Annotated in this window: 23 protein-coding genes; 6 read left to right on the plus strand and 17 right to left on the minus strand. The window is 60.5% G+C overall.

Annotation, left to right across the window (positions count from 1 at the left end; translation table 11 throughout):
- Positions 1 to 94 precede the first annotated feature (94 nt).
- From ACN0VH_RS08610 to ACN0VH_RS08640, 7 genes are all read right to left on the minus strand, one after another.
- Positions 95 to 1,345 (minus strand): formate dehydrogenase subunit gamma, encoded by a 1,251-nt coding sequence (locus tag ACN0VH_RS08610; protein ID WP_417700356.1) that lies wholly within the window; start codon positions 1,343 to 1,345, stop codon positions 95 to 97.
- Positions 1,346 to 1,461: 116 nt separating this feature from the next.
- A complete protein-coding gene (gene fdh3B / locus ACN0VH_RS08615) occupies positions 1,462 to 2,055 on the minus strand; it encodes a formate dehydrogenase FDH3 subunit beta (RefSeq protein ID WP_278923154.1) in 594 nt (197 codons plus the stop codon).
- 12 nt (positions 2,056 to 2,067) lie between these two features.
- Positions 2,068 to 4,962, minus strand: coding sequence for a formate dehydrogenase subunit alpha (locus tag ACN0VH_RS08620; RefSeq protein ID WP_417700358.1), 2,895 nt, complete (start codon positions 4,960 to 4,962; stop codon positions 2,068 to 2,070).
- A gap of 126 nt (positions 4,963 to 5,088) precedes the next feature.
- Positions 5,089 to 5,280: a twin-arginine translocation pathway signal protein gene (locus ACN0VH_RS08625; protein WP_278923156.1), complete on the minus strand. Its 192-nt coding sequence runs from the start codon at positions 5,278 to 5,280 to the stop codon at positions 5,089 to 5,091.
- An 85-nt stretch (positions 5,281 to 5,365) separates the two neighbouring features.
- Positions 5,366 to 5,998, minus strand: a complete 633-nt coding sequence (locus ACN0VH_RS08630; protein WP_278923350.1) for a TorD/DmsD family molecular chaperone — start codon at positions 5,996 to 5,998, stop codon at positions 5,366 to 5,368.
- A 29-nt stretch (positions 5,999 to 6,027) separates the two neighbouring features.
- The gene (locus tag ACN0VH_RS08635) at positions 6,028 to 6,705 is read right to left on the minus strand and encodes a DUF3306 domain-containing protein (RefSeq protein WP_417700359.1); all 678 of its coding nucleotides are present in this window, start codon (positions 6,703 to 6,705) and stop codon (positions 6,028 to 6,030) included.
- Positions 6,702 to 7,241, minus strand: coding sequence for a DUF3305 domain-containing protein (locus ACN0VH_RS08640; RefSeq protein WP_278923351.1), 540 nt, complete (start codon positions 7,239 to 7,241; stop codon positions 6,702 to 6,704). Before ACN0VH_RS08640 ends, ACN0VH_RS08635 begins: the two co-directional genes overlap by 4 nt.
- Positions 7,242 to 7,677: 436 nt before the next feature.
- Here ACN0VH_RS08640 and ACN0VH_RS08645 point away from each other — a divergent pair, with 436 nt between their 5' ends.
- The 4 genes from ACN0VH_RS08645 to ACN0VH_RS08660 all read left to right on the plus strand — a co-directional run bounded on the left by ACN0VH_RS08645 (position 7,678) and on the right by ACN0VH_RS08660 (position 12,129).
- The gene (locus tag ACN0VH_RS08645) at positions 7,678 to 9,660 is read left to right on the plus strand and encodes a 4Fe-4S binding protein (RefSeq protein WP_417700360.1); all 1,983 of its coding nucleotides are present in this window, start codon (positions 7,678 to 7,680) and stop codon (positions 9,658 to 9,660) included.
- A gap of 221 nt (positions 9,661 to 9,881) precedes the next feature.
- Positions 9,882 to 10,946: an Mrp/NBP35 family ATP-binding protein gene (locus tag ACN0VH_RS08650; protein ID WP_417700362.1), complete on the plus strand. Its 1,065-nt coding sequence runs from the start codon at positions 9,882 to 9,884 to the stop codon at positions 10,944 to 10,946.
- Positions 10,943 to 11,650, plus strand: a complete 708-nt coding sequence (locus ACN0VH_RS08655; RefSeq protein WP_417700363.1) for a biotin/lipoate--protein ligase family protein — start codon at positions 10,943 to 10,945, stop codon at positions 11,648 to 11,650. The genes ACN0VH_RS08650 and ACN0VH_RS08655 overlap by 4 nt, the downstream gene beginning before the upstream one ends.
- Positions 11,650 to 12,129 carry a DUF6505 family protein gene (locus ACN0VH_RS08660; protein ID WP_417700365.1) on the plus strand — a complete coding sequence of 160 codons (480 nt, stop codon included), beginning with the start codon at positions 11,650 to 11,652 and terminating at the stop codon, positions 12,127 to 12,129. Before ACN0VH_RS08655 ends, ACN0VH_RS08660 begins: the two co-directional genes overlap by 1 nt.
- A 382-nt stretch (positions 12,130 to 12,511) precedes the next feature.
- On the opposite strand, the gene ACN0VH_RS08665 is transcribed toward ACN0VH_RS08660, so the two are convergent.
- From ACN0VH_RS08665 to phnC, 5 genes are all read right to left on the minus strand, one after another.
- Entirely contained in the window at positions 12,512 to 13,126 is a 615-nt protein-coding gene (locus ACN0VH_RS08665) for an LbetaH domain-containing protein (RefSeq protein ID WP_278923161.1), read from the minus strand.
- A 72-nt stretch (positions 13,127 to 13,198) separates the two neighbouring features.
- Positions 13,199 to 14,566 carry a phosphonate ABC transporter, permease protein PhnE gene (phnE, locus tag ACN0VH_RS08670; RefSeq protein ID WP_278923162.1) on the minus strand — a complete coding sequence of 456 codons (1,368 nt, stop codon included), beginning with the start codon at positions 14,564 to 14,566 and terminating at the stop codon, positions 13,199 to 13,201.
- Positions 14,563 to 15,432: a phosphonate ABC transporter, permease protein PhnE gene (phnE, locus tag ACN0VH_RS08675; protein ID WP_278923163.1), complete on the minus strand. Its 870-nt coding sequence runs from the start codon at positions 15,430 to 15,432 to the stop codon at positions 14,563 to 14,565. The genes phnE (ACN0VH_RS08670) and phnE (ACN0VH_RS08675) overlap by 4 nt, the downstream gene beginning before the upstream one ends.
- 113 nt (positions 15,433 to 15,545) lie before the next feature.
- The gene (gene phnD, locus ACN0VH_RS08680) at positions 15,546 to 16,448 is read right to left on the minus strand and encodes a phosphonate ABC transporter substrate-binding protein (protein WP_278923164.1); all 903 of its coding nucleotides are present in this window, start codon (positions 16,446 to 16,448) and stop codon (positions 15,546 to 15,548) included.
- 70 nt (positions 16,449 to 16,518) lie between these two features.
- On the minus strand, positions 16,519 to 17,331 hold the full coding sequence (gene phnC, locus ACN0VH_RS08685) for a phosphonate ABC transporter ATP-binding protein (RefSeq protein WP_278923165.1): 813 nt from the start codon (positions 17,329 to 17,331) through the stop codon (positions 16,519 to 16,521).
- A 184-nt stretch (positions 17,332 to 17,515) separates the two neighbouring features.
- On the opposite strand from phnC, the gene rpe reads away from it, so the two are divergent.
- A complete protein-coding gene (gene rpe / locus ACN0VH_RS08690) occupies positions 17,516 to 18,205 on the plus strand; it encodes a ribulose-phosphate 3-epimerase (RefSeq protein ID WP_278923166.1) in 690 nt (229 codons plus the stop codon).
- A 339-nt stretch (positions 18,206 to 18,544) separates the two neighbouring features.
- Positions 18,545 to 20,518 (plus strand): methyl-accepting chemotaxis protein, encoded by a 1,974-nt coding sequence (locus ACN0VH_RS08695; RefSeq protein ID WP_417700368.1) that lies wholly within the window; start codon positions 18,545 to 18,547, stop codon positions 20,516 to 20,518.
- A 55-nt stretch (positions 20,519 to 20,573) separates the two neighbouring features.
- Here the strand turns inward: ACN0VH_RS08695 and ACN0VH_RS08700 are convergent, their stop codons facing one another.
- From ACN0VH_RS08700 to ACN0VH_RS08720, 5 genes are read right to left on the minus strand one after another with little or no spacing between them, the layout of a single operon-like run.
- Entirely contained in the window at positions 20,574 to 22,094 is a 1,521-nt protein-coding gene (locus tag ACN0VH_RS08700) for a class I adenylate-forming enzyme family protein (protein WP_417700370.1), read from the minus strand.
- Between the two features lie 49 nt (positions 22,095 to 22,143).
- Positions 22,144 to 22,926: an oxepin-CoA hydrolase, alternative type gene (locus tag ACN0VH_RS08705; protein WP_278923169.1), complete on the minus strand. Its 783-nt coding sequence runs from the start codon at positions 22,924 to 22,926 to the stop codon at positions 22,144 to 22,146.
- Positions 22,923 to 23,354 carry a PaaI family thioesterase gene (locus ACN0VH_RS08710; RefSeq protein WP_278923353.1) on the minus strand — a complete coding sequence of 144 codons (432 nt, stop codon included), beginning with the start codon at positions 23,352 to 23,354 and terminating at the stop codon, positions 22,923 to 22,925. The genes ACN0VH_RS08705 and ACN0VH_RS08710 overlap by 4 nt, the downstream gene beginning before the upstream one ends.
- A 7-nt stretch (positions 23,355 to 23,361) precedes the next feature.
- Positions 23,362 to 24,504 (minus strand): acyl-CoA dehydrogenase family protein, encoded by a 1,143-nt coding sequence (locus tag ACN0VH_RS08715; RefSeq protein ID WP_417700372.1) that lies wholly within the window; start codon positions 24,502 to 24,504, stop codon positions 23,362 to 23,364.
- Positions 24,501 to 25,700, minus strand: coding sequence for an acyl-CoA dehydrogenase family protein (locus ACN0VH_RS08720; RefSeq protein WP_278923171.1), 1,200 nt, complete (start codon positions 25,698 to 25,700; stop codon positions 24,501 to 24,503). The genes ACN0VH_RS08715 and ACN0VH_RS08720 overlap by 4 nt, the downstream gene beginning before the upstream one ends.
- Between the last annotated feature and the right edge of the window lie 66 nt (positions 25,701 to 25,766).

Genomic DNA, 25,766 nt, shown 5'->3' on the forward strand with positions numbered 1-25,766 from the left:
CTGCCTCACTTGCCCCTGCCCCGGTCGTACCAAAACAGGCCTGCCCAACCTATCAGGGTCGGGCCTGCCTGCGCCATCTGTTTTCATACCTGTGTTATTTTGCTGGCTGCTGTGCCTTGCCCGGCGGTGCGGAAGCCTGCTCTTCTTCCAGGACCTCTTCCAGCCAAATAGAGTGGTGCTGACGGGCCCAAGCCTCATCAACCTCCCCCGAGCCCATGGCATCATAGGCCCCCTCCATCCCGAGAGAGCCGATATAGATATGGGCAATAATAATCGCCATCAACACAAAGGAAAGCGCGGCGTGCCAAGCTTGCGCCAATTGCATTTCTTCTTGTGGCGCCAGGTCAACCGGCAACACACCAAAGCCGAGCATCTCTGGCAGACCTGTGGAGTTGATCACCGCAAAGGTCTTGGCAAAGAGTTGCAGTTCATAGGGGAACAACAAGGAAATCCCTGACACCGCAATCGACGTGCCAAACAGAATAACCGACCAAAAGATCATCTTTTGCCCGGCGTTGAATTTCTTGGCCGGCGGGTGCGCTGATCCAATGATTCCGCCGAACTGGCGCAGCCAGACCAGATCGGTACGGTTTGGAATATTGTGGGCAACCCACATGACAAAGACCATGACCAGACCAACAATAAAGCCCCAGGCCACCATATTGTGAAGCCATTTTCCCAGGTCCAAAATCGCCGCATTGGGCGCTTTGCCCAGATAGGGGGCGATCACCACCCGGCCAAACAGCGACAAAAGTCCGGTCACGCCAAGAATAACAAAAGACCCCGCCATCAACCAATGCGCAAAGCGTTCAATCGCCTTGAAACGCGTTACCGTGCGGCCAGACTTTTCGCCGTCGATCATGATCCGGCCCCGCAGCAGGAAGAACAGCAACAGCCCCCCGATGGTGCCCAGCAACAGCCAGCCGCCATAGTGGCGCAGCGGTCCGGCGCGAAAGTTCAGCCAGGTCATGCCACCATCCTGGATCAGCACCTTGGCCACATCCCCACCGGCCGAAACCCGGACCTCGGCGGTGCCATAGCGCATCTGTCGCCACAGATCGGGATCCGAGGCACCGCCAAGCGTACCCAGTTGCTGGGTCATGGCCGCAGCGGCCGCAGGGTCGCCTATATTGTCCCGCCGGAAGCCTTCATCCAGCGTCTGCCCCTCTTGCCGGGCCAGGATATCCGCCAAGGTCTGCGCCCCGCCCGTTGCACTGCGGTCCACCGCGGCATCCGCAGCAGGGGTGCCGACAGCTGTATTGGCCTCCTGTGCCAGCGCCTGTTCAGGCCCAAAGGGGAACCACAGCATCAGCTGCATGAAAAAGAGAAATGCCAGGCGCAGCATGGGCCACACTCCTTTGCGGGTCGCAAATTTGAAAAAATACCAGTTTGCAGACGGCCTGCACTGGGCAGGCCGTCGTTCGTTTACGCAGGTTGTTTTACGCAAGCAGTTGCCAGCGTTTAGCCGCCCTTTTGCTCATAGGCTGTACCCCAGCCCCAAGCGCCAGAGCCAAAGCCGCGTGCCACGATCCGTTCCCGGTAGATCGCCGAAACAGTATCGCCGTCACCAGCCAGCAGAGCCTTGGTTGAACACATCTCGGCGCAGATCGGCAGCTTGCCTTCGGCAATCCGGTTGCGGCCATATTTAGAGAACTCCGCATTGGAATTGTTCTCTTCAGGTCCACCCGCACAGAAGGTGCATTTGTCCATCTTGCCACGGCTACCGAAACTGCCGGCCTGCGGATATTGCGGCGCGCCAAAGGGGCAGGCGTAGAAACAATAGCCACAGCCGATGCACAGATCCTTGGAGTGCAGAACCACACCGTCTTCAGTTTGATAGAAACAATCCACCGGGCACACGGCCATACAGGGTGCATCGGAACAATGCATGCAGGCCACCGAGATCGAGCGTTCACCAGGTTTGCCGTCATTGATGGTAACAACACGGCGCCGGTTGATGCCCCAGGGCACCTCGTGCTCGTTTTTACAGGCGGTCACACAGGCGTTGCATTCAATGCAGCGTTCGGCGTCGCAGAGGAACTTTGCTCTTGCCATCTTTCTTTCTCCTTATGCTGCAGTGATCTTGCAAAGAGTACACTTGGTCTCTTGCATTTGCGTGACGCTGTCATAGCCATAGGTAAAGGCCACGTTGGCGCTTTCGCCCAGGACATAGGGGGCTGCCCCTTCGGGATATTTATCCCGCAGATCCTTGCCCTGGAAATGCCCGCCAAAGTGGAACGGCATAAAGGCAACGCCCGCCCCCACCCGTTCGGTGACCATGGCCATGACCTTGACCTTGCCACCTTCGGGGCCTTCGACCCAGCACTGTTCGCCGTCGCGTACGCCCAGATTATTGGCATCCCGCGTGTTGATTTCGACAAACATGTCCTGCTGCAATTCGGCCAGCCAAGGGTTGGAACGGGTCTCTTCCCCGCCGCCCTCATATTCCACCAATCGCCCGGAGGTGAGGATGATCGGATAATCCTTGGAGACATCGTTCTTCTGGATAGAGGCATAGAGGGTCGGCAGACGATAAGAATGACGGTCCTCGTATGTTGGGTAGTCTTTGACCAGATCACGACGGTTGGTATACAGCGGTTCGCGGTGAATTGGCACCGGATCCGGGAAGGTCCAGACCACGGCCCGCGCCTTGGCATTGCCGAAGGGCGCACATTCGTGCTTGATCGCCACCCGCTGGATACCGCCAGAAAGGTCGGTCTTCCAATTGGTCTTGGGACCCGCCACGGCCTCGATCGAGGCGCGTTCGGCGTCGGTAAGATCGCCATCCCAGCCCAGATCCATCAGCATCTGCATGGTGAATTCAGGGTATCCGTCCTGGATGTCCGAATTCTTGCTGTAGACACCTTCCGCCAACAGATTGTCGCCATCGCGTTCAACGCCAAATCGGGCGCGGAATGTCAGACCGCCCTCAGAAACCGGCCGCGACATATCATAGAGGTTCGGAGTGCCGGGGTGCTTCATCTCTGCTGTGCCCCAGCAGGGCCATGGCAGACCATAGAAATCCCCATCGGCCGGACCACCCACAGCCCGCAGCGTGGTGCGGTCAAAGGTGTGCTGGTTGGCCATGTGCAGTTTCAGCCGCTCGGGGCTTTGACCAGTATAGCCAATGGTCCAGAGCCCCTTGTTGAATTCGCGGGTGAGGCTTTCAACATTGGGGGTTTCCGCATCCTCCATTTCGATGTTGCGGAACAGACGATCCGCCCAGCCAAACTTGTTGGCGAACTTTGCCATGATGACTTCATCCGGCAGGCTCTCGAACAGGGGTTCAACCACGCGATCGCGCCACTGTATGGACCGGTTCGAGGCCGTGACAGAGCCACGCGTTTCAAACTGGGTACAGGCCGGCAGCAGATAGACACCGTCGGTACGATCCTGCAAAACAGCCGAAACCGTTGGATAGGGGTCGATCACGACCAGCATATCCAGCTGCTCCATCGCCGTTTTCATTTCCGTCATCCGGGTCTGTGAGTTCGGCGCATGCCCCCACAGGACCATAGCCCGCACATTGTTGGGCTGATCGATGTTTTTCTTGTCTTCCAGGATACCATCAATCCAACGACTGACAGGGATACCCGACAAGTTCTGCAGGCTCTTGTCCTTGCCATCTGCACCTTTAAGCGTATCAAACTGATTGGCGAGCCATTCTGGATCTTCTTCCCAGACGCGCGCCCAGTGGGCCCAGGCACCCTTGGACAGGCCATAGTATCCAGGCAGCGTATGCGACAGCACGCCCAGATCGGTCGCGCCCTGCACATTATCGTGGCCCCGGAAAATATTAGTGCCGCCGCCAGAGGCGCCCATGTTGCCAAGCGCCAGCTGCAGGATGCAATAGGCGCGGGTGTTGTTGTTGCCAGTGGTGTGCTGGGTGCCCCCCATGCACCAAATCACGGTGCCGGGACGGTTGTTGGCCAGGGTGCGCGCGACGCGCTTCAGCTGCTCACCAGGCGCGCCGGTGACGCGCTCTACTTCCTCTGGTGTCCAGTTCTTCACCTCGTTGCGGATCTGTTCCATCCCCCAGACACGGGTGCGGATGAATTCCTTGTCTTCCCAGCCGTTTTCAAAGATGTGCCACAGAATGCCCCAGACCAGCGCCACATCGGTGCCTGGCCGGAAGCGGACATATTCATCGGCATGGGCCGCCGTACGGGTAAAGCGCGGATCACACACGATAACCGGGGCGTTGTTCTGCTCTTTCGCCTTAAGCAGATGCAGCAACGAAACAGGGTGCGCTTCGGCTGGGTTGCCGCCGATGATAAAGATCGACTTGGAGTTATGGATGTCGTTGTAGGAGTTGGTCATGGCGCCGTAGCCCCATGTATTGGCCACACCCGCCACGGTCGTTGAGTGACAGATCCGCGCCTGATGGTCGACGTTATTGGTGCCCCAATAGGCCGCGAATTTGCGGAACAGGTAGGCCTGTTCGTTGTTATACTTGGCCGAGCCAAGCCAGTAGACGCTGTCAGGACCGCTTTCCTCGCGGATATCCATCATGTTGCCACCGATTTCGTCGATGGCCTGATCCCAGGAGATGCGCTTCCACTCTCCGCCCTCTTTTTTCATCGGGTACTTCAGGCGACGTTCGCCATGCGCGTGTTCGCGTACCGATGCGCCCTTGGCGCAATGCGCCCCCATGTTGAAGGGGCTGTCCCAGCCGGGTTCCTGACCCGTCCAGACACCGTTTTCCACCTCGGCGACGACGGTACAGCCAACCGAACAGTGGGTGCAGACGGATTTGATGGTTTCGACCGCGCCTGCTGCGGCTGTCGCTGCAGTGGCCTGTGTAACCGTGCCACCTGTGGCACTGATCGCAGCCAGGCCACCAATGGCCAGGCCAGACCCGCGCAAAAAGGCGCGCCGGTCAACGGATGCTTCCGCAACCTGATTGAGGATCGAGCTCCGCTGGGGGCGTCTCGCAACCCCGTTGGTCTTTTTCCTAAGCATGTAAACCTCCCTTGCCAGCCCAGAAATACGGGCCTGCTGGGTTTATGGAAAACCACATGGACGGTCGGGCGTCTCGCAACCAGTTGCCCCGTGGTTGATGAAGGTCTTGTGTGCGACCAGCGCTGATTAGAACCGGGTGCTTTCGTAATAGGCGCGGGTATGCGCGGTATCCTGCATCTTGTCGGATGCCAGATCGGGTGCCGCAGCCTCAGCCGCAGTGCCGCTGGTGGCCACTGCCACCGCAGCCAGCGGTGCCGTTGTCGCCGCCAGTTTCAGAAAGTCGCGGCGGCTGCTGCCACCCTCTTCCTTCTTGCTCATGTGAACTCCTCCTCCCGGCGCTAGGGCCAGGTTCCTGTTTCACTGGGTTACAGCGCAGCGCCAAAGCCCTGCGCCCTTTTGCGGATTACTCCGCGCTCATCCGAAAACCTTCGGCTTCGATATCCATGAAGTGCCGCCCGACAGCGCCGAGGGCCGCATAGAGAACCGACGCCTTTGCGGCTTCGAGATCTGAAAAGAAATGTCCGGCCCAGGGGCGGATGTGTTTGCTGAAAAACCGCTTTTGCTGCTCCAGGTCCGCCGAGGGACCAAAACGCCCGGCGATCATGGCCCCCATCATCTCCATCAGAGAGGCGATGTTATCCTCGGGTTCAAAGGCATTTGGCGCCCGGGTGATCCCCTGTGCCGCCATATCCTGACGCAGCATTGCCAGCGGCTTTTCGTTCAAGAACCCGGTCAGGTAGTAGCTGGCATAGGGCAGCAGCTCACCACGTCCCAGGCCAATGAACAGCTTGTTGAATTCCCGCTCGCTGGCGGCAGGTTTGCTATGGCTGGCCAGCTTGGCCAACCCATTGATCGCCTGGCCAAGATCGGTGCCATCCCCAGACAGCCCGGCAGTCTGCTGCAGCAACATCTGATCCGGCGGCCCTGCCAGCATGACCCCCAGATAGTTATAGAGATCCGCGCGCATCTGATCCTCGGCACCGAGAGAAACTGGCGGCTGTGCCCTTGTCGTGGGGGTCTCAAGAGTGGCTGACATCTGGGGCTCCATCTGCGGGCTGTCGGGGGTCATTCGGGCACTCCTTCAAAAGAGAACCGCATACGGCGAAGGGCAGTATAGTGCTGGCTTGGGGTCATCTCGACACGGATTTCTGGTGTCCCAATCGGGACTGGGCTGTCGCTAACCTGCCCCCAATCAGGGTCTTGCTTGTCGGCCAGCGGATCCGCCCCCGCCGCATCAGCGCTTGGGGTCGGCTCTGCACTTTCGCTACACTCTGCGCTCGGCTCCGGGGGCGGCGCATCAGCCAAATCCACCTGCTGCGCGGCGTCCTGTTCTGCCTGCGCAGCTTCGCGGGCCAGCGCGTCTACATGTTGGGTCATGCCCTTCCCGACCTGATAGGCAGTCTGCATTCCTTCGATCACCAGCGCGGCATCGGTGAAATCCTCGCCGTAATCCACCAGCCCGTCAACGCAGGCCAACACCGGGTCGGCCCGCCACAAATGACGCAGAGCCCGTGTCTTGATCCGCGCGGGCACCTGCTCGCCCAGGAATACTTTGAAATCATCACCGGCTTTCAGGCTCTCTGGCTCTGGCAGGCTCAACTCTGCCAACAGATCTTCGTCGCTTTTCTCGGCGACGGCCTGATCGCGGGCAGCGCGTTCGACCGAAATTTGCGCCTGTTCTTCAGCTGCCTCTTCGGCGGCGACGGCCGCCTGGCGGCGTGCCCAGAAGGTCGTTGCAGTCATTGCAGCCGCTCCTTCTTGGCCAGCGCAGGAGAGCGGTATACATCTGTCAGCTGCGCAATGCGCGGATCGCCGATACCATCCTCGACACTGCCAATATCCGTTTTATCGCGACGCCGCTTTACGAATTCTTCTTCACGAAAATGTGCCACAGTAAAGGCGCGTAGCCAAGCCACCAGCCCACTGGGCATCGCCACCTTTTCCACCAGTTCATCGCCGCTGTCGGCATAGTCCTGCGCTTCAAACGGAGAGGCCGTAATCAGCGCCACCTCCAGCGGAAAGCTACCCTGGTCGGCCTCGCGCAGGATCACATAAAGACTGGGGGGATCGGTGGCCAACGCCTGCATATAGGCCTCGGCCTCGGCGCGGTGCAGCTCCAGCGGCAGGGTGGCAGCGTGATACTCGCTCACCCCCGCCTCTGTGCGCAGCAGGTGCCAATCCGCCGGACGCGCAGCAGGCAACAACCCCGAGACTGTCCAGTTCCACCTTGCCCAGCGGGTCACGCCCGGCGCGCGACGTATCACCACCCCGACCGGCATCACATCAGTTTTCTCTGCGCTTTGGCTCACCCCGTCACGATACCCTTTGTCAGCTTCACAATTCCGTCTGCCCCCTGTGTCGCCGCAGCAGATGCTGTCGGGCCAAGGCGGCAATTCTTGTCATTCAGAGTGCGCCGGGTCGCTGGCGCAACGAAAGGCTGAATTTCGCGCCGTTGCAGAAAACTGTCAGGACGGGACAAATTGGGAAGTCAACGCGACACCCCCTGAACAGGGCGGTCTAAATGTCTATCTCGACAAAATAGCTCGGAAAACAGGCTGTGCTGCATTTAGCGAATCACCAATCGCGCCAGGGCCGCCAGATCGGCCTGCCGCCACTGGAAATCGGTTTACCTCGTCAAAGAATCAGAGCTAGTCTAAGCCCCCAGCAAGCGGCAAAATCATGGATGATTTGCCACAATTTCTCGCGAGGAATACAATGGCGAAGCAATTGATTTTATGTGATTGTTCAGGAACACAGGCGTTCGACCCTGAGGCCCTGTCAACCGCCACTGGCCTAGGCTGCAGCCAAGTCTATACATCCCTGTGCAGCACCCAGATAGATGCCGCTGCCGCCGCTATTTCCTCGGGTGAATCGGTGATTTGCTGCGCCCAGGAAAAAAGATTTTTTGCCGATCTCGCCGCCGATCTGGAGGCCCCCGCCCCTGCCTGTCTCGACCTGCGGGACCGGGCGGGTTGGACCGCAGATAGCGGGGATCTACTACCCAAAATGTCCGCCCTGGTGGCCGAGGCCGCGCTGGACCTGCCTCCGGGCAAGAACCTGGATGTCACATCAGAGGGGCTCTGCCTGATCTTGGGGGCGCCAGAAATTGCCCTTGCCGCCGCCGAACGATTGCAGGATCTGCTCGGCGTGACGGTCTTGATTGAAACATCAGGCGAAGACCTGGACACCACCGGATTGGGGCGCGGCTTTGATCTGATCCGGGGCCAACTGCGTCAGGCCAAAGGGGCCTTGGGGCAATTTCAGCTGCGCTTTGACGCCCTGCAGCAGCGCGATGTAACGGGCCGCCAGTGGGGCTGGAGCGCGCCGCGCGATGGCGCTGTGTCAGACTGCGATATCCTGCTGGATCTGCGTGGCGGCACCCCGCTGTTTCCAGCCCCGGAAAAACGCGAAGGCTACTTGCGCGCCGACCCTGCGAACCCACTGGCGGTGGCAGATGCCATTCTGGCGGCCAGCCAGCTGGTCGGGACCTTTGAAAAACCGCTTTACCTGCGCCATGAGCCGCTGTTGTGCGCCCATTCGCGCGCCTCGCAGACCGGGTGCAACAAATGCCTGGATCACTGCCCAACCTCTGCCATCAGTTCCGCCGGGGATCACGTCACGATTGATCCGATGGTCTGCGCCGGCTGCGGTGCCTGTTCGTCGCTCTGCCCCTCGGGGGCCATCACCTATGACGCGCCACCAACCGAGGCCCAGTTCCGTCGGATCCAGACCCTCGCAAAGGCCTATCAGGACGCAGGCGGCACCGCCCCACGCCTGCTGGTGGTCAATGAACATGGCGGCGAGATGATCCAGCTGGCCGCCCGCTTTGGCCGCGGCCTGCCGGCCGATGTCGTGCCGCTTGAGGTGACAGCCCTCAATGCCTTTGGCCATGCGGAAATCCTGGCCGCCCTCGCGGCAGGTTTTGCTGATGTCTCGATCCTGCTCGCCCCCGGTGCCGACCCAAAGGTGCAGGCGTCAGAGCTGGCGCTGGCACAGGCCATCAGCGGCAGCAACTCCGCGCGGCTGCTGGATATCCAGCAGCCGGATGCGCTAAGCGATGCGCTTTATGACAGCCAGCCAGCCAAGCCCATAGCCACACCTATTCGGCCCATGGGATCGCGGCGCCAGATCACCCGGCAGGCGGCCCTGGCCCTGCACGCAACTGCCGGGCAGGACGCGGCGGCGGCCCCCCTGCTCCCCCTGCCCGATCAGGCCCCCTATGGGGCGGTGCTGGTGGATCAGGATAGCTGCACTCTCTGCCTGTCCTGTGTGTCGCTCTGCCCATCGGGGGCTCTGGGCGACAACCCGGATCTGCCGCAGCTGCGGTTTCAGGAAGAGGCCTGCCTGCAATGCGGGATCTGTGCCAATACCTGCCCAGAGGATGCGATTACCCTTCAGCCACGGCTCAACCTTGATCCGACGGCCTTGTCGCAGGTGGTTCTGCATGAAGAAGACCCCTTTGCCTGCGTTGAATGCGGCGCGCTGTTTGGGGTGAAATCCACCATCGAAAAGATCACCGAAAAACTGGCCGGGAAACACGCGATGTTTGCCAGACCTGAAATGGCCCGAATGATCCAGATGTGTGATGACTGCCGGGTTCAGGCCCAGTTCCACCAAAAGGACAGCCCCCTTGCCGGGGCGGAACGCCCGCGGGTCCGCACAACGGAGGATTACCTCAGCAAACGCCGCGACCATTGACGCCCGCCGCGAAACCCCGCCGCCATCGGTAGCCTGTCCCCCCGCCCACGCGTCAATAGCCGCGCGCCGGGCTGTTTGCAGATGGCAGATGCACCAGCGGTGCAGATCAGATAGACAGATGAAAACCAAAGAGCTCAGCAGGTGCCAGTTGGCCCTTTTTCTCTTTGCCATCAGACAGACAGCGCCCGCCCGTCGGGCCACATCAAAGGAGCAAGCCCCGCGTGTCCATTACCCGAGAAACCGTCCTCGCGGCCCTCAAAAGCATTTCCGACCCCATCAGCGGCCAGGACATTGTCGCCGCAGGCCTGGTGCGTGGCCTCACGGTTGAACCAGGCTCTGTGCTCTTTGTGCTGGAAATCGACCCTGCAAAATCAGAAACCTACACGCCCATCCGCGATCAGGCAGAGGCTGTGATTAGGGATCTGCAGGGTGTCGACAAGGTCTCGGTGATGCTGACCGGCCATTCCACCAAGGCGCCGCCAGATCTGAAAGCCTCAAAGCCGACTACGCCACAGGGGCCGCAAAAAATCCCAGGCGTTGATCGCATTATTGCGGTTGCCTCAGGTAAGGGCGGTGTGGGGAAATCTACCGTATCGGCCAACCTCGCCTGTGCGCTGGCAGCCCAGGGGCGGCGTGTCGGCCTGCTGGATGCCGATGTCTATGGCCCTTCGCAGCCCCGGATGCTGGGGGTTTCGGGACGCCCCGCCAGCCCCGACGGCAAGACCATCCTGCCGCTGCGCAATCACGGCGTCACCATGATGTCGATTGGTCTGATGACCAATGATGATCAGGCCGTGGTCTGGCGCGGACCAATGCTGATGGGGGCACTGCAGCAGATGCTGATGCAGGTACAATGGGGCGCCCTAGATGTGCTGATCGTGGATCTGCCGCCCGGCACCGGTGATGTGCAGATGACCCTGGCCCAAAAGGCGCAGGTGGATGGTGCCGTGATCGTCTCCACCCCGCAGGATGTGGCACTGATTGATGCGCGCAAAGGCATTGATATGTTCAACAAGCTGAACGTGCCGATCCTGGGCATGATTGAAAACATGTCGACCCATATCTGCTCCAGCTGTGGCCATGAAGAGCATGTCTTTGGCCATGGCGGCGTTGCCGCCGAAGCGGCCAAGCTGAACGTGCCATTGCTGGCAGAAATCCCGCTGCATCTGGATGTGCGTCTGGCGGCAGACAGTGGCGCGCCAATTGTGGCCGCCAAACCCGACAGCGCCCAGGCGCAGGCCTTTTTCGATGTCGCAAAGGCCCTGGTTGAACGGGGCGCTGCATGAGTGCAGCCCCCACCTTCCCGCCGCTGATGTCCGGCCTTGCCGTGACCGGACAAGAGGATCCTTTCGAGGCCGCTTGCCAGCGGGCGGTGCTAGGCTGCGATGCCGGTTTAATTGTCTACAACCTGGGGGCAGATCAGCTGCGCGCCGCCATCGTTTTTGCGCCAGAGGTGCCGCTGCAAAAGGCCATGGCCATGTTGCCCACCTGTGGCATTGGTCTGCAAAATGCCCTGGGAGCCCTGGCCCCGCCAGAGGTGGCGGTCCACCTGGAATGGGGTGGCGGGCTGCGGATCAATGGCGGGCGCTGCGGCACCCTGCGCGTGGCTGCCAGCACCGAGGATCCCGACCAGGTGCCCGACTGGCTGGTGCTGGCGCTGCAACTGCCGCTTTGGCCCGCCGATCAGGACGGCGGCGACACCCCTGACCAGACCGCGCTCTACGCCGAAGGCTGCGCCGATGTGACCGCCCCTGCCCTGCTGGAAAGCTGGGCGCGTCACGCGCTGCACTGGATTGCCCGCTGGGAACAGGATGGCACCGAGCCGCTGCATGCCGAATGGCGCGGCCTGACCCATGGACTGGGCGAAGAGGGGGACTGGTACGGCAACACCGGCACCTTTCTGGGGGTCGATGAAGATTTTGGCATGCTGCTCCGAGATGCCAGCGGCACCCGGCTGATCCCCTTGACCACACGACTGGAGACCCCATGATGCAACTGGCCCGTGCCATCCACTTTGACGAGAGCGACCAAAACATCTTTGCCAACCCCGCACGCACCGGTGAATGGTGCATTTCGGGCGGTTTTGAATTTTCCAACTGGGTCGAGGGCGACCTGACCGGCAAGCAGCGCCAGGCCTTTGCCAATGGCTGGCTGGGGCTGGAGACTGCCGGGCGGGTCACCTTTGTCGCGGTGACCAAGATCGAGGCGGGCGAGCTGGAAGAGCTCATCGATCAGCTGGCGCAGCATTTTGTCAGCCACTATGGCGCGCCAGATCAGGCAACCGCCCGCCCCGTCGCGCAGGAAGAACTGCGCCAGATGCAGGAGATCTGCGCCGAACACGAGGCCAATACCCTGCTAACGGTGGCCCGCGAATTGCGCGATGCCGGGGTGCATGAAAGCTACCGCAGCATTGCCCCGCAGTCGGCGGACCTGGAACAGTTTGCCATTCACGTCACACCAGATAGCTAAACGCGCCGACGTGGCTCTCCCGCCCGTCGAAAGATGCCTGCGGCACCTTCTCCCGTTGGGCCCGGCGCCGCTGCGCGGCGCCCCCTTCCAGGAGGAGACAGGTCAAGGGCCGCGGAGCGGCCCTGCCGCAGGCAGGGTTTACCCTTGAGGTGTCTCCGCCACTATACAATTGACATGGCCCTTGAAGGGCAGCCCAGCCCTTCAAGGGCTTCTCAGCAGGTTTTTCTCTTGCTGCGCCGCGCAGCGGCGCCGGGCCCAAGGCCGCCAGGGCTCAACTGGCGAAGCCTGTTGAGCCTGCGGGCGCGGGAGCTCCGCCTTTTGCTGTGACCACTGCTGGCCTCTCTCAGAAATATTGGGCAAGGCCTGCTGCAAAGGAGGGCGGTCAGGCGTATTTTTCCAAAAAGGCCTCGGCATTCATGGTGCGAAAATCTGGCAATGCGGTGCGCAGTTCTGCATGGGTCCAATCCCACCAGGCCAGCTCTATCATACGCTCTGCAACTTTGACGGGATAGCGGCGGCGGATCAGGCGGGCGGTATTGCCGCCAACAATGGTGTAGGGGGCCACATCCTTGGTCACCACGCTGCCCGAGGCCACAACGGCACCATGGCCGATACGCACTTCTGGCTTGATCAGCGCGCCATGTCCTATCCAGGTGTCATGGCCAATATCGGCCCGCCGTGTCGCCCGGTGGGCAAACCAATCCGCATCATCCGCCACATCGTCCCAGTACAGCGCCGAGCGATAATGAAAATGATGCAGCGAGGCCTTCTCCATCGGGTGATCCGTGGCCCCGATACGCGTGGCGCTGGCGATATTGGCGAACCTGCCCACTGTGGCATTGGCGATGTCGCAGCCGCGATCGCAATAGGAGTAATCGCCAATAGTGCAATTGGCGATCCGGCTGCCAGCACCAATCTCGACATAGGTGCCAAAATTGCTGTCGCTAATCTGGCAATCGGGGTGCAGGAAAGGTTGGTCGGCGGATAGTCGTGCCATTGGGGGCTCCCATAATCGGCCTCAGTCAGTCCAGCTTTGACTGGGGCGTGGCAAATCAGGACAGACAGATGTTCACGGCAGCACGAAGGGCTTGCCAACCGCCGAGGATCGACGCTTTACCTTGCCACCTTCCCCCTTGATCAGGCGGCGGCGCAGCCAACCAGACAGCCAATCCATCATCATCACCATCAGGATGATCAGCACGATGTAATAGGCGACTTCTTCCCAGTCTTTTTGGGTAATGATCGCCTGGGTCAGCAACAGACCAATACCGCCCCCCGTGATCGCCCCAATGATGGTGGCCGAGCGTGTGTTGGATTCCAGGAAATACAACAGTTGGCTGAGCAGCACCGGGGTAATCTGCGGGATCACCCCAAAGCGATACCGCTGTGCCGGTTTGGCCCCGGTCGAGGTGATGCCTTCGATCTGCTTGTCATCGACATTTTCCAGCGCTTCCGAGAAGATCTTGCCGAAGGTGCCGGTATCAGTGACCAGAATGGCCAAGGCCCCGGTCAGCGGCCCCGGCCCGAAGGCCCGCGCCAGCACAACAGTCCAGATCAATGAATCCACCCCGCGCAGGAAATCAAACACCCGGCGCATGGCAAACCGAAGGGCACCAAGCGGCGCAAAGTTTCGGGCAGCCAGAAAGGCCAGAGGCAGGGCAATGATGCCAGCGCCAATGGTGCCCAGAAAGGCCATCAGCAGCGTTTCCACGATGGCCCAGGCAACATCCTGGTGTCGCCACATCTTATTGGTCCAGAAGTCGTTGAAGATCGCCCCGGCCTCGCCCGTGGCGGCGCGCTGTGCCAGTTCCACAAGTCCAAGCCCGTGATAGGGGCTGTCCAGGGTGAAAAAGAACAGCTCCCAGCCGGTGAAATAGCGGAACACTTCGGACCGATTGCGGGTGACCGTCAGGCGGCCAGCCTCCGTTTTGACTGCAAGCCGGTTCTTGGAAACGCTGATCCAGTCCGGCACCTCGCCGGGGGGCAATTCGGCCTGCACCCCCTTGCTGCGGCTGGGGGTCGCGCGCACAAGCCCATAACCTGGGATAGTATATTCAATGCTTTCAGGACCAAAGCGCACCTCGTGACCCTGCTCCAGATCGATCACCGAGGTTGCCCCCAATGTCACCCAGGCTGGACTCTCGCCATCAGGGTAGGCCCCCTTGCGCTCTCCTTCGATGGCGACCGAAACGTCACCGTTGCGATTGTCCCGCGTTACATGGGTTTTGTAGCTGTAGGTATCGCTCACCAGGGTCTGGGCGTTTTGCAGGCTGACCCGCTGCCACAGCCCGGCCATGTCAAAGGCGACAAAGACATAGGCCAGATAGGCCAGCACCAGGGCCGGCAGGGCAAAGCTCCACAGCTTTTTCTTCCAGAACAGATGATCCATATCCCGTTTGGCGGCGACAGGGCAGAATTCAGCGTCAAGATAGGTCATGCCTTGGCTCCATGGATCAGGCGGTCGCGCATCCCACTGGAGATCTGATCGACCAGCGTGATGGTGATAAACAGCAAAAGGAAAATGGCGGCGGCTTCGTCATAACGCCCCTGGCCCCAGGACATGGCGTTCTTCAGCTCATATCCGATGCCGCCTGCCCCAACAAAGCCAAGGATTGCAGAAGCGCGAATGTTGATTTCAAACCGCAAGAGCGCATAGCTCACATAGTTTGGTCCCACCTGCGGGATCACCCCCAGCCACATCCGCTGGCCCCAGCTGGCGCCGGCGGATTCCAGGCCCTCAACCGGTTTAAGCGAGGCATTTTCATTTACTTCGGAAAACAGTTTGCCCAGCGCGCCGGCAGTATGGATCGCAATGGCAATCATCGCGGGCACCGGGCCACCACCCAAGAGAAAGATCAGCACCAGCGCAATGACGATTTCAGGGATGGCGCGGCAGATGTCCATGATCCGGCGAAACAGCGGAATAAATGCGGGCCAGCGCGCCATGCCGCGCGTCGACAACAGGGACAGCAGGGTGCCAAAGACCAACCCCACCAGGGTCGAGGCGGCGGCAATGTTCAGCGTCTCGATCAGGGCAGGAAAGAAGCTGACGAAATGGCCCGGCAGCAATGCCAGCTTTTCGCCGGCCTCGCTCAGCACTTCGGCTGGGTAATCGAACACATGGGTAATGCCATCGCGAAACGACCCAGCGTTGCGGCCATCTGCGGTGCGAAAGCCTGCCATCATCATGGCGACAAACAGAACCAACATGATACCGCCATAGAGACGCTTGCGCCGGGTCATTGTATCGTATTCGGCCCGAATTTCTGCGGTTGTCATCGGCCCTGCGGTTAGATCTGCCATCCTTGCCATCCTGATTGAGAGGCGTGCGCGCAGCCGCGTTAGGCCACGTCTTCACTGAAAAACGGGGTTCGGACAAAGCAGCCCGAACCCCAAACCCATACCGGTGGAACGTCTTAGTTAGACTTCAACTGGCGTGCTTCGATGATCGCCTGATAGGCATCATGGGTGATAGGCATCACGCCCTTGGCTTCGCCGGACAGAACACCATAAGCGCATTCAGGATCCATCGAGGGCAGCGAGGCCATCAGAGCGGTGAACTTGACCTTCACATCTTCGGGCAGATCCTTGCGCAACACGATGGGGCCTTCGGGGATCGGCTTGGACTGCCAGATCTGCACCATGTCGTTCATGTCGACAAGGCCAGCGTCCACGGCCCGGCGCAGCGCACCAGAGTTGTAGCCGTCTTCCCAGTTGCCCAGGCCATCGGCCCAGGTCACACCGCCATCAAAATCGCCATTGTTGACGCCAACGATGGTTTGCTCATGGCCGCCGGAAAACTTGACTTCGCCAAAGTAGTCGCCCGATGTCATGCTGGCGCCGGTGATTTCAGGGATTTCGATCGAAGGAATAAGAAAGCCCGAGGTCGAGTTGGGGTCGCCAAAGCCAAATACCTTGCCTTGCATGTCTTCCAGCGAGGTGATGCCACTGTCGGCACGGGCAAAGCCAACCGAATAGTAGCCATAGCCGCCGTCATTGTTGACCTTGACCAGGATCGGTTCAACCGCTTCCGGGTCGGACAGGTAGGTTTTGGCATAACCGGAAGCGCCCAGCCAGGCCATGTCGAGCGTGCCGCCCAGCAAGCCCTGGATCACGCCGTTATAATCGGCCGGGGCGAACAGCTTGGTTTCGACACCCAACAGTTCTTCGGTCATTTCGCGCAGGCATTCGTTGTTGTTCAGACGATCCTGGGCGTTCTCGCCGCCCAACAGACCGATGCGGAACTGGGTGATTTCTTCGGCCATGACGGGTGTTGTCAGGGCAGTCGAGGCCAGTGCGGCCAGCAGCAGTTTTTTCATCTTTTTTCTCCGGTTAAGTTATCCCGTCCCCCCATCGGGTGCGGGTGATGAAATTGAGATTTGAGAGGTGTCAGGCTTGCGCCATCTCTGCCCGGATGGTGGCATCCAGGGTTTCGATCTCAGTCGAGGTCGCGGCCTCTGAGAAGTTGGCGTCGGCACCGTAAATTTCGCGGGCAACCCCGGTGGTCAGCTGTTCGGGTAACCCATCAAAGACGATGCGCCCGTCGCGCATGCCGACAACCCGGTCGCAATAGCGCCGCGCGGTATCCAGCGTGTGCAGGTTGGCAATGACGGTGCGGCCGTCCTCTTCGTGGATACGGCGCAATGCCTCCATCACGGTCTGGGCATTCATCGGATCCAACGAGGCAATAGGCTCATCCGCCAGAATGATCTTGGGATCCTGCATCAGGGCGCGCGCAATGGCGACACGCTGCTGCTGCCCACCCGACAGGGCCTCGGCGCGTTTGGGCGCGTGTTCGGCAATGCCAAGGCGATCCAAAATATCAATCGCCCGGTGGATGTCTTCCATCGGAAACAGATTGAACATGGTGGCAAAGGTCGAACGTTGGTTCAGCGTGCCATGCAATACATTGGAAACCACATCCATGCGCGGCACCAGGTTGAACTGCTGAAAGATCATCGCGCAGTCCGACTGCCAGGCACGCTTGTCCCGGCCACGCAGCGCCGTGATGTCGCGCCCCTCAAACAGGATGCGCCCGGCGCTGGCATCGGCAAGACGGTTTACCATCCGCAGCAATGTCGACTTACCCGCCCCGGAACGCCCGATAATTCCGATCATGCAGGGCTGGTCGATATCCAGCGTGGCGGTATCCACCGCAATCTTGTCCCCAAAGCGTTTGGTCAATTTGTCGATACGCAGCACAGTTTGTTCCTCTCGTTTGAGGCACTCCCTAAGCCGGGCAAACAAACGATTTGTGTCAAGACCGTGAAGCTTTTGTAAACTGCGCACCCCCTGGCGGGACAAACTGCCCCTGTGCAGCACCCCGGCAAGGCGCTATATGGCGGCTGAAGACTCCTCTTTTGCCCTTCCAAAAGGAAACTGCCCGATGTCCTTTGACCGCAAGATCAAGATTGCCCCCTCTATCCTCTCCGCCGATTTCGCCAACTTTGGACAAGAGATCCAGGCCATCGAGGCGCAGGGGGCCGACTGGGTACATGTGGATGTGATGGATGGCCACTTTGTGCCCAACCTCACCTTTGGCCCGCAGGCGGTCAAAGCCTTTCGCCCGCATGTAAAAACCGTGATGGATGTCCACCTGATGATTTCTCCGGTGGATGCCTATATCGACGCCTATGCCGATGCCGGGGCCGATGTGCTGACCGCCCACATCGAGGCAGGGCCGCATATCCACCGCACCCTGCAGGCCATCCGTGCCGCTGGCATGAAGGCTGGTGTCGCCCTGAACCCCGGAACCCCAGCCGAGGCCGTGGCGCATCTGCTGGACCTGACCGACCTGATTTGTGTGATGACGGTAAACCCCGGATTTGGCGGGCAGAAATTTATCGACATGACCGCCAAGGTGCGCCAGTTGCGACAGATGATTGGCGACCGCCCGGTACATATCGAGATCGACGGCGGGGTTGATCCCAAAACCGCGCCTCTGGTGGTCGAAGCCGGCGCAGATGTACTGGTCGCAGGCTCTGCCGTCTTCAAAGGCGGATCTGTTACCACCCCTGAGGTCTACGGTGAAAACATGCGCCTTATTCGCGCAGCTGCCGAAGGGCACTGGGTCTAAGCCCCCTTACGGCCATCCCCACGCCCCTGTCGCCCATTTGGACCCGACAACCATCGCCAGCAGTCGACCTCTGTCACAACGGCAATCTCTGGCGAACACCTTCGACACAGCAGAGCGGGTCCATGGATCCGCTCTTTTTTTATGAAACCTATTGGATCAACCGTCGCCTCGCGGCGCAAGGCGCAATCGGCCACAGATAGGGCTGCTTGCAGAAAATTAACCGAATCACTGCAGATTAACCGGTAATCTTGGCAAGGCAGATCATGTTTCATCCGGACCGGATCTGCTGCTGGCAGTTTGCCCTGTGCAACGCCTTAGAGCAGAAAAGGTTTGTCTTAGGTGAATAGAAATTCTCTTGCTTTCAAATTGGCTCTGCCAGTTCCACTGTGCCTCTGTTTCGCGCTTTTGATCGCCGGGCTGACCCTGCCTGCAGCCCTGCGCGACACCGCCATGACATCGGCAACCGAGGCGGCAATCCAGACCGCCAACCAGATCAAAACCATCCGCGGCTACTACACCAGATATGTGATTGGCGATGTAAACACCGCAGAGAGTTTGTCAGTCGGCCGCGATCATGAAACCGATCCCGCAGTCATTCCCCTGCCTGCAACCATGGTGCATGATCTCAGCGCCTTGCTGTCCCCTGAACAAACCAATATCTCGCTCTATAGCCCCTACCCCTTTTCCAACCAGGCTGACCGGCCAACGGACGCCTTTATGCAAGACGCCTGGCAAGCCCTGTCCAAAGACCCTGAAACGTTCTTTCAACGGACCGAAGTCATTGATGGCAAAACCATACTGCGCGTAGCAGTCGCCGATCATATGAGCGCAGAGGCCTGCGTTGCCTGCCACAATAGCCATGCCGGATCAGCCAAGACAGATTGGCAGCTGGGGGATCTGCGTGGCGTCATCGAAGTGCGCCGCAATGTGGATGCAATTTTGGCCGGCACCCAAAGCCTGTCGGGCAAGATCCTCATGGCTATGGCTTTGCTCACTGCCCTGCTGCTTGTTGCCTGTCTTCTGGTCGCCCGCTCGGTGACCCGCCCGATCAATCGTGTCTGCCGCGACATTGCCGCCGTTGCGAATGGCGATCTGGACAGCGAGATCAGTACGGCCCGGCGCGAGGATGAAATCGGCAGGATCGGCAAAGCGCTCGTGGGGTTGCAGGATGATCTGAAACAGGCCCGCAGTGGCGAAGAGCGCCGGGCTGCGCTCCAGCAGGAACAGCATGATGTGGTGCAGCATCTCAGCTCTGGTCTGGTCAGGCTGTCGCAGGGTGATTTCTCAAGGCCAATCACCGCAGAATTTTCTGGCGCGCATGAAAAACTGCGTCAAAACTACAATCAGACCATAGATACGCTCTCCGGCACGGTGTCCCAGGTGATTGAAGCCTCTGGTTCCATTCGCAATGGCGCCATCGAGATCAGCCAGGCCTCGGATGATCTGTCACATCGAACCGAAAGCCAGGCGGCAACCCTGGAACAGACCGCTGCCGCGCTGGATCAGATGACCGCCTCGGTCAAGGCGGCCGCTGACGGCGCCCGCAGCGTCGAGGCCACCATGGAGGAGGCCAAGCAAGAGGCCAGGAGCAGCAGTCGGGTGGTTGAAAACGCCGTTTCCGCCATGACCGCGATTTCAGATTCCTCAAAGCACATCGGCCAGATCATCACTGTCATCGATGACATCGCATTCCAGACCAATCTGCTGGCCCTGAACGCGGGCGTCGAAGCCGCCCGCGCGGGCGAAGCCGGCAAAGGCTTTGCCGTGGTTGCCGCCGAAGTACGGGCGCTCGCGGGTCGGTCCTCAGGGGCGGCGATGGAAATCAAGGCGCTGATTGACGCTAGCGCCGAACAGGTCGGACACGGGGTCGATCTGGTGGGCAAGGCTGGCGATGCGCTTTCTGCCATTGTCGGGCGGGTGAACCAGATTTCCGAACTGGTCTCTGATATTACCGAAGGTGCTGTCGAGCAATCAACCGGCCTTGCCGAAATCAACATCGGTGTGACCCAGCTGGATCAGGTGACCCAGCAGAATGCCGCCATGGTGGAAGAGTCGACCGCCGCAGGTTACCTGCTAAAGGCGGATGCCGAGAAGCTTACCAAGGTGGTGGCCGGTTTCCAGATCCAGGGTGGGGCCGCAAAACCCAGGCCGCAGCCCGCCACGGCAGAGACAGAGCAAGACCGCGTCGCCTATGACTACCTTGATTGGGGCGATGAGGCTGCTCCGCCCCCTGCCCCGGCGGCGCAGAAACCAGCCCAGCCGCTCCGGGTTGTTGCCAACAACACTGACGACAGCAAGTGGCAGGATTTTTAGGGCGCGCAGCAGATCACACGATCCCAACGCGCGCCCCAAAGACGACATGGTGAGTTTACTTCAGGGCAGCGGCAAACTCGGCCAGAAGCTTATGTTTCAGAATTTTCCCGGTCGGCGCCGCCGGCAGGCTCTCGCTTAGCACGATCTGCGAGGGGCATTTGTAGCCTGCCAGCTGGGCACGCACGAATTGCATCAGATCCGTCACCTCTGGTCGATCATCCGGACTGATCTGCACAAAGGCCAGGACCTCTTCGTCGCTTTTGGTGGGGCGTCCCACCACCGCGGACTGCACCACCTGCGGATGGGCATTCAGCGCCGCCTCGACCTCTGGCGGAAAGACATTAAAACCACCGTGGATGATCAGCTCTTTGCAGCGCCCCTCAATATGCAGAAAGCCTTTTTCATCCAGTCGTCCCAGATCACCACTGCTCAGCCAGCCATCGGCATCCAGCACTCGCGCGGTTTCCTCGGCGTTGCGGTAATAGCCCAGCATGACATTGGCACCGCGCATCTGCACCTCGCCGATACCATCGCCGCCGCCCGGCACCTCTTCGTCGATCCGCAACTCGACTCCGGGCAGCGGTGGCCCAACAGAGATATCGGGATCCCCCAAGACGCTGTTCTTGGTCGCACAAACACCAGCAGTGGCCTCGGTCATGCCATAGCCATTCTGCAGCGCAACACCGTAAAAACTCTCGGCCCGACGCTTCCAGTCCGGGTCCAGCGGCGCCGCCCCGGAAGAGACATATTGCAACACCGGGCTATCAAGGCGTTCCAACCCCTGCTCTTTGGCGAATTGCATCACCAGCGCGTGCATCTGCGGTACCGCAGCCAGCCGCGTCACCCCACGGCGCAACGCCGCATAGAGCTTGGCCGCAGAAAACCGCGCCTCAAGCCAGACCTCTGCCCCGGAGTAGAGCGCGGCGGTCATCACCGAAGCCAGCCCAAAGACATGGGTCATCGGCAAGACGCCATAAATTACATCCCCCGGCACCATATCGCGCAGTTCAACCGACGACCGGCCGCCAAACAGCAGGTTGCCATGGGTCAGCATCACCCCCTTGGGGGCACCTGTTGTGCCAGTGGTATAGAGCAGAACTGCAACCTCTTCCGGGGCAACGCCATCGTCAGCGCCCTGCGCATCGGCGGACCTCCTGCCGGTGAGATCCGCCATATGCAGCGCGCCAAAGCCCCCGGAAATCGGCACTGCCTGCAGGCGGTCAGCATGGCTCTGGGCGGCGCCTTCAATCTGCGTGGTGATCAGCACCAGCGCCGGACGGGCGTGATCGATAATCCGGTCAACTTCGCCCGCGCTCATCCGGGCATTGACCGGAACCGCAACCGCACCGCACTGCGAGGTCGCCATCAAGCCGGCCACGGTGGCGCAACAATTTTCCGACAGCACCATCACCCGGTCACCGGGGACAACCCCAGCGCCCTTGAATAGATCGCCAAGCTCAGCCACGGCGGCGGCCAGGTCGCCATAGCTCCAGCTCAGGCCCAGACTGTCAGAAAAAGCCGCAGCTTCAGGGCGGGTTGCCGCCTGCGCCGCCAAAAGATCGTGCCATCGCTTCATCACCGCTTCTCCCCATCGGTTTTGATTTACAGGTCCTTGTTTCGCGCCATTATTCTGGCGGGAAGCGAGGTTTTCGTTTTTCCAGAAAGGCTGCGATACCCTCGCCGGCCTCTGCCGCACCGGCGGCCTGGGCCATTGCGTTTCTCTCTGCATCCAGCTGCGCCGCCTCGCTTGCCTCATAGGCGTCAGACACCAGATGCCGAATGGCACGCTGCGCGGCGGGCGGGCCCTCGGCCAGTTGATCGGCCAGGCCATGGGCCGCAGCAAGTACAGCCCCCGCTGGCACCACCAGGTTCACCGCACCCAGATCCGCCATCTGCTGCGCTGTAACCGGACGCGCCAGAAGGCACATTTCCATAGCCAGCGGACGCGGCAAGCTGCGCGCCAGAGCAGAGGTCAAGCCGCCATCCGGCACTAGCCCGGCCTTGACATAGGCCGCGGTGAATTTTGCGCCTTCGGCCGCGACGATCAAATCCGCAGCCAAGGCCAAGGAGACACCTGCGCCAGCAGCGCCGCCCTCTACCGCCGCGATTACCGGCACCGGGGCTGCGCGCAATCCGCGGATCAGCCCATGCAGCTGCTCCACCTTGTCGCGGCGCTCTCCCTCGCTCAGCCCGCGCCGTTCGATCAGGACGTTGAGATCACCGCCTGCGCAGAAAAAGCCCCCCTCGCAGGTCAACAGAATGGCGCGGATACGCGGTTCTTTGGCCAGATCAATCGCCGCCGCAATAGCTTCATACAGATCCGGCGACAGTGCCCCACGGCGGGCAGCGTTCATATTGACGACAACCGCGCGGTCGCCCTGATCTTCAAGCCGGGCCAAGGGGCTCATCTCTTGATCCTCTTGAATACACCGGTGGCTGTGGCCAAGAGCTGACCCTCGGCATCCACCAATTCGCCAAGGACATGCGCGATAGAGGCCCCGCCCCCCGTCACCCGTGCAGTGGCGCTGACCCGGCCCGCCCGTGCCGCCGCCACATAGGACAGCGTCAACGAGACCGTCACCAGCGGCGCGTGGTTTTTCGGGTCAAAGAACTGCGAGGCGGTATTGCCGCATACCACATCCAGAACCGTCGCCACGATACCGCCATGCAGGATGCCATGGCGATTCAGGTGCGGCGGTTCCAGATCCAGCGTGACAAGGCAACTGCCATCGCGCCGGTCGATGGTTGTCTTATATCCCACCAGTTGCTGAACACCGGGGTCTTCGATCTGCAAGAAATGCTCCGGGTCGGCCTGCGCCGCCCCGGTTTCAGGCAGCCCGGATTCAGGCGACACAGTGGTCAATGAACCGCTCCAGCTGGGTATCGGTATCGCCGAACCGATGATCCGCCATCACGATGCGCTTGGCGATATGGGCCAGCTCATACTCTTCGGTCATGGCAATACCGCCATGCAGCTGGATGCTCTCCTCTGCCACCAGACGCCCGGCGCGGCCAATCAGGTTGCGGGCAGCGGCAATCTGCAGCGCCTGTTCCTTTGGGCTGGCGTCCAGATGGCCTGCCGCATTGATCACCGCCGAACGCGCCTGTTCCAGCTCGATCAGCAGGGTTGCCATGCGATGTTGCAGCGCCTGAAAGCTGCCAATCGGGCGGCCAAACTGTTGCCGCGTCAGCAGGTATTCGCGGGTCAGGTCGGTCGCGGTTTCCATCGCACCAAGCGTTTCTGCCGCCAAGGCCACCTCGGCGCGCATCATGGCACGATGCAGCGCCGGATAGGCCGCCCCAGCCGCGCCCAACCGCGCAGAGGCAGGCAGGCGCAGATCATCAAGATCCAGCTCAGCCGCACGCCCCCCGGCCAACAGCGGATAGCCGCGCAACGACAGGCCTGCGGTGTCACGCGGCACCAGGAACAAAGAGATGCCGTCCTGCGCGTCCACAGCGCCGCTTTCGCGGGCAGACACCAGCAAATAATCCGCGGCTTCGGCGCTGACCACCACAGCCTTGCGACCGCTGAGGATGATTTCATCCTCGGCGACCTGCGCCGTGGTTTCCACCTGTGACAGGTCATAACGGCTGTTGGGTTCCCCATGGGCCAGCGCCAGATGCAGCGCGCCGCCAATCACGTCTTCAACCAACTCTTTTTGGGTGTCATTCCCCAGTTCTGCAATCAGACCACCGCCAAGGATGGCACTGTCGAGCAGCGGTTCAACCACGCCTGCGCGCCCCAGTTCTTCGAACACGGTAGTCAGATCAAAGCCCGCGCCACCAAAGCCGCCGTCGGCCTCGCTGAACAGCGCGCCGATGACGCCCAGTTCAGCCAGTTTGGTCCAGATTTCTGCGTCAAAGCCCAGCTTGTTGTCGCTCTCACCCAATCGGGTGCTGGCGCGCAGCGCCTCTTGGTTGTCACGCAGAAAACGGCGCAGCGTGTCCTGCAGCATCTGGCGTTCGTCGGTCAGATCGAAGTTCATGCCCCGCCTCCCAGTTTGACTTTGGCGATGATGTTTTTCTGGATCTCGTTAGAGCCCCCAAAGATCGAGAGCTTACGATTGTTAAAATACTGCGGCGCGGCGGCGGCGCTGCCCTCTGGGCCCATTGCAGGTTCATTGCCGCCTTCCAGGGCTTCTGAGACGAAGGGCAGCGCATAGGCACCCGCGGCGCGGCGGGCCAGATCGTTTATTTCCTGGCGAATTTCCGTACCCTTCACCTTAAGCATCGAACTCTCGACGCCTGGCGCCTGTCCGGCAGCCGCCCGCGAGATAATCCGCAGGTTGGTGGTGGACATCGCCATAAGATCGATCTCGGCCCGTGCAACACGGGCGGCAAAATGTGCATTTTCGATCAGGGGGCGGCCCCGATGCATCTGGCTGCGCGCCATGCGTTTCACCGCGTCCAGGCCCGCCCGGCTAAAGCCCACGCCGGCGATATTGGTGCGTTCGTGGGTCAACAGATATTTGGCGTAGGTCCAGCCTTTGTTTTCTTCGCCCACCAGATTTTCAACCGGCACTTTGACATCCGTGAACCAGACTTCGTTCACCTCATGGGTGCCATCCAGCAGGATGATCGGGCGCACTTCAATGCCTGGGGTGTCCATATCAATCAGCAGAAAGGAAATGCCGGATTGCTGCTTGGCATCGGGATCGGTTCGCACCAGGCAGAAGATCCAATTCGCGTATTGGCCCAGGGTGGTCCAGGTTTTCTGACCATTGACCACATAGTGATCGCCGTTGCGCACTGCGCGGGTTTTCAGGCTGGCCAGATCAGAACCTGCACCTGGTTCAGAATAGCCCTGGCACCACCAGTCTTCGCCCGACAGGATGCGCGGCAGGTAGTGGTCCTGCTGCGCCTTGGAGCCGAATTTCTGCAACACGGGTGCCAACATCGACAGACCAAAAGGCACAATTCGCGGTGCATTTGCACGGCAGCACTCTTCCTCAAAGATGTGGCGCTGGACAGCGTTCCATTCGCAACCGCCAAATTCCTTTGGCCAATTGGGGGCGAGCCAGCCCTGATCGTTGAGGATCGCATGCCATTTTTCATGCCCCTCTTTGCCCAGTTCTTTGCCGTTGCGCATGGCATCGGCCATCTCTGCTGGCAGCTTTTGTGCCAGGAAGTCCTGCACTTCTCTGCGAAATGCCTGCTCTTCGGCAGAATAATTCAGATCCATTTGGTGCTTCCTCCCAGAAAGCCACCCCTGGATTTTGATCCAGAGGAGCGCCCAGACGTCTCTTCG

It is taken from the genome of Pseudophaeobacter sp., from assembly GCF_048267565.1.
Taxonomy (GTDB): domain Bacteria; phylum Pseudomonadota; class Alphaproteobacteria; order Rhodobacterales; family Rhodobacteraceae; genus Pseudophaeobacter; species Pseudophaeobacter profundi.

What these genes read in the sequence shown, in the direction of transcription:
- ACN0VH_RS08610 (WP_417700356.1), bottom strand. Translation starts at nt 1,345, where the DNA reads ATGCTGCGCCTGGCATTTCTCTTTTTCATGCAGCTGATGCTGTGGTTC.
- fdh3B (WP_278923154.1), bottom strand. Translation starts at nt 2,055, where the DNA reads ATGGCAAGAGCAAAGTTCCTCTGCGACGCCGAACGCTGCATTGAATGC.
- ACN0VH_RS08620 (WP_417700358.1), bottom strand. Translation starts at nt 4,962, where the DNA reads ATGCTTAGGAAAAAGACCAACGGGGTTGCGAGACGCCCCCAGCGGAGC.
- ACN0VH_RS08625 (WP_278923156.1), bottom strand. Translation starts at nt 5,280, where the DNA reads ATGAGCAAGAAGGAAGAGGGTGGCAGCAGCCGCCGCGACTTTCTGAAA.
- ACN0VH_RS08630 (WP_278923350.1), bottom strand. Translation starts at nt 5,998, where the DNA reads ATGTCAGCCACTCTTGAGACCCCCACGACAAGGGCACAGCCGCCAGTT.
- ACN0VH_RS08635 (WP_417700359.1), bottom strand. Translation starts at nt 6,705, where the DNA reads ATGACTGCAACGACCTTCTGGGCACGCCGCCAGGCGGCCGTCGCCGCC.
- ACN0VH_RS08640 (WP_278923351.1), bottom strand. Translation starts at nt 7,241, where the DNA reads ATGCCGGTCGGGGTGGTGATACGTCGCGCGCCGGGCGTGACCCGCTGG.
- ACN0VH_RS08645 (WP_417700360.1), top strand. Translation starts at nt 7,678, where the DNA reads ATGGCGAAGCAATTGATTTTATGTGATTGTTCAGGAACACAGGCGTTC.
- ACN0VH_RS08655 (WP_417700363.1), top strand. Translation starts at nt 10,943, where the DNA reads ATGAGTGCAGCCCCCACCTTCCCGCCGCTGATGTCCGGCCTTGCCGTG.
- ACN0VH_RS08660 (WP_417700365.1), top strand. Translation starts at nt 11,650, where the DNA reads ATGCAACTGGCCCGTGCCATCCACTTTGACGAGAGCGACCAAAACATC.
- ACN0VH_RS08665 (WP_278923161.1), bottom strand. Translation starts at nt 13,126, where the DNA reads ATGGCACGACTATCCGCCGACCAACCTTTCCTGCACCCCGATTGCCAG.
- phnE (WP_278923162.1), bottom strand. Translation starts at nt 14,566, where the DNA reads ATGACCTATCTTGACGCTGAATTCTGCCCTGTCGCCGCCAAACGGGAT.
- phnE (WP_278923163.1), bottom strand. Translation starts at nt 15,432, where the DNA reads ATGGCAGATCTAACCGCAGGGCCGATGACAACCGCAGAAATTCGGGCC.
- phnD (WP_278923164.1), bottom strand. Translation starts at nt 16,448, where the DNA reads ATGAAAAAACTGCTGCTGGCCGCACTGGCCTCGACTGCCCTGACAACA.
- rpe (WP_278923166.1), top strand. Translation starts at nt 17,516, where the DNA reads ATGTCCTTTGACCGCAAGATCAAGATTGCCCCCTCTATCCTCTCCGCC.
- ACN0VH_RS08700 (WP_417700370.1), bottom strand. Translation starts at nt 22,094, where the DNA reads ATGAAGCGATGGCACGATCTTTTGGCGGCGCAGGCGGCAACCCGCCCT.
- ACN0VH_RS08705 (WP_278923169.1), bottom strand. Translation starts at nt 22,926, where the DNA reads ATGAGCCCCTTGGCCCGGCTTGAAGATCAGGGCGACCGCGCGGTTGTC.
- ACN0VH_RS08715 (WP_417700372.1), bottom strand. Translation starts at nt 24,504, where the DNA reads ATGAACTTCGATCTGACCGACGAACGCCAGATGCTGCAGGACACGCTG.
- ACN0VH_RS08720 (WP_278923171.1), bottom strand. Translation starts at nt 25,700, where the DNA reads ATGGATCTGAATTATTCTGCCGAAGAGCAGGCATTTCGCAGAGAAGTG.